Here is a 6436-nt window from a genome sequence, read left to right on the forward strand (position 1 = left end):
CGCGGGCACCTGGCCCGCGACCTCCGCTTCACGCACAACCGCTCAGTGCACCCGGAGCCGGTCCTCGAACGACGCCACGAGGGCCCGCCACGCCACCTGCTCGTCGTCGAAGGGCGCGCTGGGCGCCAGCCGCGTCGGGTCCGGCTTCAGCACGTACGACACCAGCCACCCCAGCCGCTCGGACTGGTTCAGCGCCACCTTCACGGTGTCGTCGTTGGCCCACTCGCCCGCGTCCTCCAGCAGTTCGACCACGAGGTCGAGCTGCGTGGGGTCGATGCCGTCCGGGCCGTCGACGATGTCCTCGTCCAGGCCGGTGAGCACGTAGACGTTGTCCGGGTCGACCTGGACCTCCAGGTCGCCGCCGGTCGCCTTGGTGACCAGCTCGCCCCAGGTCGACACCTCGGCCAGGTCGTTGTCGTCGGCCTCGACGATGAACCTGGCCAGCGCGCGCGGCGAGGTGAACACGTCGATCTTGCCCTTGCGACCGAGGAACACCGGGTGGTCGTCCAGGTAGCAGCGCAGCGTGTAGTACTCGCCCGCCCCGCTGATGATCTTGATCGGGTCGATGCCGATCTCGCCCCAGAAGCCGACCGGCTCCTCGCCGTCCTCGTCGTCCTCGACGTCGGTGACCGCCGCCGCGGCGTTGGCCTCCTCGAACTCGGCCAGCTCGTCCTGCGCGGCCTTGAGCGTGGGCTCGTCGACCTCGGGCGTGGTCACGACCTCGTCGATCGCGTCCAGCACCTCGTCCCACTTCTCCGCGACGACCTGCGAGATCTCGGTCCACAGCGCCTGGCCCTCGCGGCCGGTGAACGGCAGCGTGCCCTGCGGCAGCAGGGCGAAGCCCTCCGCCGAGTCCAGGATCTCGTGCACCTTCTCCAGCTCGCACACGTCGGCCAGCGACCGCACGATCGAGATGACGTCGGCCAGCTCCCCGATGACCCAGGTGTCGGGCTCCTCGGCCACCAGCTCGGGCACGCCGACCAGGTCGAACTGGTGGTTGTCGTCCGGCGACAGCTCACCGACCGACAGCGCGGGCACGACGTGCCACGCCGGGTGGTCGGTCAGGTCGTGCTCCTCGGCCTTGCGCACGAACGCCGCCAAGTGCGCGGCATCGGGGAACGCGTACAGGTCCTCCTCGTGGCCGAGGAAGGCTTCCCACTCCTCGCCCTCTTCCCGCCAGCGCGGGGCCCACAGGGTGACCACATCACCCTGGGTGAGCCCCAGCTCGATCGGGACGATGTCCTGTGCCATCCGACCTCCCGGTCACGCCATGCCCCTTTGCGATGCGGGGGCAAGAGTACGGGGTCGATCACGCACTACTGCCGTTGACCACGGAAAGGGTCCGCGAAGTAGTCGTCGTCGTCCGTTTCCTCCGGTACGGGACGGGGTGCGGGGCGGCTCTTCCGCTGCCCGGCCCACGGTGGCGGGGTCGGTCCGGACGGCCGCTCGGGGCCCGCGGACCAGCCCGTCCGAGCAGCCGGCGGGGGTGGCGCGACCGGCGGCGGACCGGGTGGGGGAGCGGTCTTCAGCGGCGGCGGACCGGCGAACGCCTCCACCGCCATCGCCATGCTGTCGCCCAGCGACTTGGCCAGCTCGTTGTAGCTGGTCTGCACCGCCGCGTCCGTCGCCAGCCGGGCCGTCTCCACGACCAGCCTGCCGACCGCGTCCGGCCCCTGCGCCAACGCGTTCGGGTGCAGGTCCAGCGCCTTCAGCTCGCCCGTCGCGGTCGCCGTGGCGCGGGCCAGGCGGGTGGGGTGCTCGGCGGTGCCGGTCGTGCGGGCCAGCACCTCGGTCAGGCCCTCGGCGGCCGCGAGCCGTTGTTCCTGCGTCACCGGGGACCCCTCAGGTACGTGCTGCCGAAGTCGTCTTCGTCCGGACCGCGCTCGAAGCCGATCTCGGCCAACGCCCGCACCGCCGCCGGGTCGGCCACGCGTTCCAGCGACCGGTGCATCCGGGTGGAGGCGTCCCGCGCGGCTCGTGCCGACACGCGCAGGATCTCGTCCGCCAACGCCCGCGGCCCCATGTTCAAGGCCGCCGGAGACACCCGCACCTCCTGCGGCGGGCCGCCGGGCGCGGTGACGACCGTGACCGCGCCGTCCGGTGACGACGCCCGGCCGAGCACCGGACCGGTGCGCGCGACGTGCTCGGACACCCGCCGCTCGGTGTCGGCGACCCGTTCGGCCGCCCGCTGCGTCTCGTCCACGTCCTCAGCCCGTCGGTCGGTAGAAGCCCATGAAGCCCATGCCGCTGTTGCTCGTGCGGATCTTGCTCACCTGCACGGGGTCGCCCGCCTCGACCATCTGCCCGTTGCCGATCACCATGGCCACGTGCCCGTCCCACACCACCAGGTCGCCGGGCAGCAGCTGGTCCGGCGGCACGGACGCGCCCATGGCCTGCGACGACGCGGGCCGGGGCAGGTCGAAGCCCGCGCCCTTGTAGGCCCACTGCGTCAGGCCGCTGCAGTCCGTGCCCTGCGGCGGGTTCGCGCCGCCCCACACGTACGGCGTGCCCAGGGCGGACAGCGCGTTGCGGACGGCGCGTGCGGCGGTCTCGTTGGGCGCTTCGGCGGAGCTGCCGTCGGGCAGGTTCACGCCGACGCCGGTGCCGGGCTGCGGCGGGATGGCCACCGGCAGGTGCGGGCCTCCGCCCCCGCCGCCCCCACCACCGCTGCCGCCTCCGCCACCGCCACTGCTTCCGCCACCGCTGCCGCTGCCGCCCCCGCCGCCGCCGCCGTCGGACGACGAGGAGGAGGACCCGCCGCTGTCGCCCGCGGAGGACGTCGACGTGGTGCCGCCGCTCTCCACGCCCAACGGGTCACCGATGCCGGCGAAGTCCGGCTGCCGCAAGCCCTGCAACTGCGCCACGACGGTGGTCAGCTCGGTGCGGACCTTCTCCAGCTCCTGACCCGTCCTGCCCTCGTACTCGCGGGCCTTCGCGGTCACCTCCGCCGCGACCGCGAGCACCGCGCCGATCCCGCCGAACAACGACGCCGCGACCGCCGCCGCGAGCCGGGGCCACGCCCAGCCGGTGAACTCGTCGATCAGGCCCTGGATCGCGGTCTTGCCGGAGTTCACCGCGTCGACCGCCGTGGTGGCCGCCTGCTGGGTGGTCGTCGCGTTGCGGGACAACGTGCCCACGCCGCCGGAGAACGCGGCGACGCGGGCCTGGAAGGCGTTGGCCTTCTCGCCGTACCAGTCGGTCATCGCGGTGTTCGCCGCGCTCGTGTGCCTGGCGTCGAGCTCGGTCAGCGCCGCGGACGCCCGCCCGAACTTCTCCGCCGCGCCGGTCGCGCCACCGGTGTCGCCGTCCAGCTTGGCCAGGTGGTCCTTCATCGGCTGGACCAGGGCCGCCAGGAATCCTCCGACGTCCACGTCAGGCCCGGTACGCCCGGTCGAGGTCGGCGCTGTTGCGCGCCTCCTGCTCGACGTACGCCTCGCCCGTCTGCCGCACGGCGCCGGCGAATGCCGACAGGGCGGCCGACGCGGCGGCCACACCGTCCACTTGGGCCTGTGCCGCGCGCTGGAACGCCGCGCCGAGCCCGACCTCGTCCCCGATCGCGCCGAAACTCCCGGCGGCCAACGACGTCGTGCCCGCCAACGCGGACGTGCCGACCGCGCCCACCTCGCCCGCCAGACCCGTCGCCGTGCTGCCGTACGCCGACAGCGCCGCGGTGTCGACGCCGAAACCCCGTTCCACCCTCGTCCCCCTCTTGGTGCCGTGCGACCGCGATCCTGCCCCATCCGGGGCCCTGGCGTGCGGCGTTCGGCCAGATCCTGCCCCGATGAGCGGTACCGCGGGCGGCCTCGCCACGTGATCATGTGCAGGTGGGTGTTTTGCGCCATTGGGAACGGATCGTGGCGTGGCTGGACGACCACGCCCCCTCGACCGGATCGGCGTTCGTGCCCCCCGAGGACAGCGCCGCGGTCGAGGCGTTGGCGGTTGCCAGCGGGCTGGAGCCGCCCGCCGACCTGCGTTCGTGGTGGGCGGTGTGCGGCGGGACCGCCGACCTGGCGTTCGCCGAGGTGCTGCCGCCGTTCTACACGCCGCTCGGACCGTCGAACGCGCTGCGGTCGTGGCGGTTGAAGGAGCGGTTCTGGCCCGCCGACCTCGACACCGAGGCCGGCACGCCGACGGTCGGCTTCCACCCGAGGTGGCTGCCGATCGCGTTCGACGGGTGCGGTGACGCGTTGGCGCTCGACCTGCGGCCCGGCGTGCTGTCGGGGTGCGTGGTCGAGTGGGACCGCGAGGCGGGCGAGATGCTCAAGCCCGAGTGGACCAGCCTGGACGAGATGCTGGACCAGGTCGCGACGGCCCTGGAGCACCGCAGCCGGCTCGGCCACTGCGAGCCCTTGGTGACGACCGACGGCCGGCTCGGGTGGTGCACCAACTGACGCCCCCGCCGTCCTGAGCGTTCAACTCGGGTGTTCTGGACGTAGGACTCTCGTGTTCTGGACGTAGGACACGCGCGACGCGAACGTAGGACACGCGGGTGGTCACACCGGCGGGTGAAAACGGGGTGGTCCGGGTGCCGGACGGGGTGCGGTGACATTGGCTGCGGGGAGGTTGTCGACCTCCCGGGGAGCCGGATATGCACACCAGCCGCAGCGCGGCCGTCGGCCTGGCGGTCGCCGTCGCCGTCCTCGCGACCGGGTGGGCGCCCGTGCCCCGGACCGGGCTCGCGGCGGTGGTGAACCCCCTGCGGCCGGTCGCGCCGGGCGACGTGGTGGCGGACCCGAGCCACGGGTTCCTCGTGCTGGTCGAGGGCGACGCCGCGCTGTACGAGAACGAGACCGAGGGCCCGGTGGCGATCGGCGGCGACGTCCGGTTCCGCACCTACAACGCGGGGGCGAACGACCCCGGCACGTACGTCCTGCCCGGTGACTCCCGGCCGACCAGCCTGGTCGTCGGCGGCCGGCCGGACTACGCGCAGAGCGCCGCGGGCGGCGTGCTCAACGTGCTCAACGAGTCCTAGGCCAAGATCGGTGACCTGAGCGGGTCGTCGGTGCTGCCGTCCGGTGGGGTGACGTTCGTCGTGCCGTCCGGTGGCGACCAGAACACCCGGCCGGCCCTGGCGGTGCAGACCTCGCAACCCGCCGAGTCGGTCGGCGGCCCGAGCGGGTTCGACTTCGCCGGGCTGTTCGCGCTGTACCGGCGGATCAACGCCGACGTGTTCGCCTGCGCCTCGACCGTGCAGCTGCGGGACCAGAACGGGCAGAACCCGTGGAACGGCACGGACCCGGTCGCGACCATCGGCCTCCAGCCCGGCCAGAACGTGCTCACGCTCACCGCCGAGCAGATGGCCGCGCTCGACCACGTCAATCCCCTCGCCGGCGCCCTCCAGCCCGGCGACGAGGCGTGGCTGATCGTCAACGTGGACGTGACGGGTGACTACACCTGGCCCGTCCCGAACGTGAGCTGGCAGGGCATCGGCCCGCCCCAGCACGTGCTGTGGAACTTCACCACCTCCGGCACGATCACCCTGCCGCCCGACTCGCCCACCGTCTGGGGCACCGTCTACGCGCCGAACGCGACCCTGGTCGACGACAGCCCGCTCAACATCGATGGCGCGGTGGTCGTGCGGTCCCTCGTGCAGGGCGGTGCGGTGGAGGGCAGCGGCGGCGAGATCCACTACGCGCCGTTCGACGACCTCGTCACGACGTGCGAGCCGGGGCCCACGACCACGACGACCACCACCACGACGACCACGACGCCTGCCACCACGACCACCACCACGACGCCTGCCACCCGGCCCACGACGACCACCACGACCACGACCGGCGCGACCACGACGACCACGACCCGTCCCGGCGTGCCCGTGCCCGGCGGTGGTGACGACGGGCTGGCCGACACCGGCACCCCGCTGCGCGGGCTGCTGGGCCTCGGCGGCCTGCTGGTCCTGTCCGGCGCGACCGCGCCGGCCCTGACCCGGCTGCGCGACCGCCGCGGCTGACGCCGTCTTGAGGTCCGTCCGACCGGGTACCCCGGGTCATGACCAGCTACGAGTACCGGGCGCCGGTCGAGATGTCCGCCCAGGAGCTCTTCGCGTTCCTGGCACGGCCCGAGAGTCTGCCCCAGCACCTGCCCGGCCTGTCCGACTCGACCCCGCGCATCGACCACGACCGCCGCAGCATCTCCTGGGGCGAGAACCACTACCGGGGCGAGCTGACCGTGGCGGAGGACGGCCAGGGGCTCAGCGAGGTCGTGCTCGCCGTGGAGACCGACGACCCCGGTGACGTGCGGCGCGAGTTGCAGGAAGCGGTCGCCGCGCTGACGCACCGCGCCACCGCCGAAGCCGACGTGGACGCCGCCAAGAACCAGGACACGTGGTATTGATGTGATGCATGTCACATCCTGGTGAGAACCGTTCGCCGCGGTCCGCCGTCTTGCCGGGTGTGAACGAGGAGCAGTTGGTCCGAGCGGTCGCCCGTGGCGACCG

Annotated in this window: 7 protein-coding genes and 1 pseudogene; 3 read left to right on the plus strand and 5 right to left on the minus strand. The window is 73.1% G+C overall.

Translation table 11 applies throughout. The annotated features are described in order from the left end of the window. Positions 1 to 42 precede the first annotated feature (42 nt). From AB0G02_RS25455 to AB0G02_RS25475, 5 genes are all read right to left on the minus strand, one after another. Positions 43 to 1251 carry a primosomal protein gene (locus AB0G02_RS25455; protein ID WP_360798130.1) on the minus strand — a complete coding sequence of 403 codons (1209 nt, stop codon included), beginning with the start codon at positions 1249 to 1251 and terminating at the stop codon, positions 43 to 45. A gap of 65 nt (positions 1252 to 1316) precedes the next feature. Beyond that, positions 1317 to 1832, minus strand: a complete 516-nt coding sequence (locus AB0G02_RS25460) for a YbaB/EbfC family nucleoid-associated protein (RefSeq protein WP_360798132.1) — start codon at positions 1830 to 1832, stop codon at positions 1317 to 1319. Then, positions 1829 to 2203: a hypothetical protein gene (locus tag AB0G02_RS25465; protein WP_360798134.1), complete on the minus strand. Its 375-nt coding sequence runs from the start codon at positions 2201 to 2203 to the stop codon at positions 1829 to 1831. The genes AB0G02_RS25460 and AB0G02_RS25465 overlap by 4 nt, the downstream gene beginning before the upstream one ends. Positions 2204 to 2207: 4 nt before the next feature. After that, entirely contained in the window at positions 2208 to 3371 is a 1164-nt protein-coding gene (locus tag AB0G02_RS25470) for a C40 family peptidase (protein WP_360798136.1), read from the minus strand. Position 3372: 1 nt separating this feature from the next. After that, positions 3373 to 3696, minus strand: coding sequence for a hypothetical protein (locus tag AB0G02_RS25475; protein WP_360798138.1), 324 nt, complete (start codon positions 3694 to 3696; stop codon positions 3373 to 3375). A gap of 137 nt (positions 3697 to 3833) precedes the next feature. Here AB0G02_RS25475 and AB0G02_RS25480 point away from each other — a divergent pair, with 137 nt between their 5' ends. From AB0G02_RS25480 to AB0G02_RS25490, 3 genes and pseudogenes are all read left to right on the plus strand, one after another. Continuing rightward, the gene (locus AB0G02_RS25480; RefSeq protein WP_360798140.1) at positions 3834 to 4391 is read left to right on the plus strand and encodes an SMI1/KNR4 family protein; all 558 of its coding nucleotides are present in this window, start codon (positions 3834 to 3836) and stop codon (positions 4389 to 4391) included. 197 nt (positions 4392 to 4588) lie between these two features. Next, positions 4589 to 5950 (plus strand): annotated as a pseudogene (locus AB0G02_RS25485) (collagen-binding domain-containing protein). A gap of 38 nt (positions 5951 to 5988) precedes the next feature. Next, positions 5989 to 6333, plus strand: a complete 345-nt coding sequence (locus tag AB0G02_RS25490) for an SRPBCC family protein (RefSeq protein ID WP_360798142.1) — start codon at positions 5989 to 5991, stop codon at positions 6331 to 6333. The last annotated feature ends 103 nt before the right edge of the window (positions 6334 to 6436 follow it).

Origin of the sequence: Actinosynnema sp. NPDC023658 (assembly GCF_040639995.1) — a bacterium.
GTDB lineage: Bacteria > Actinomycetota > Actinomycetes > Mycobacteriales > Pseudonocardiaceae > Actinosynnema.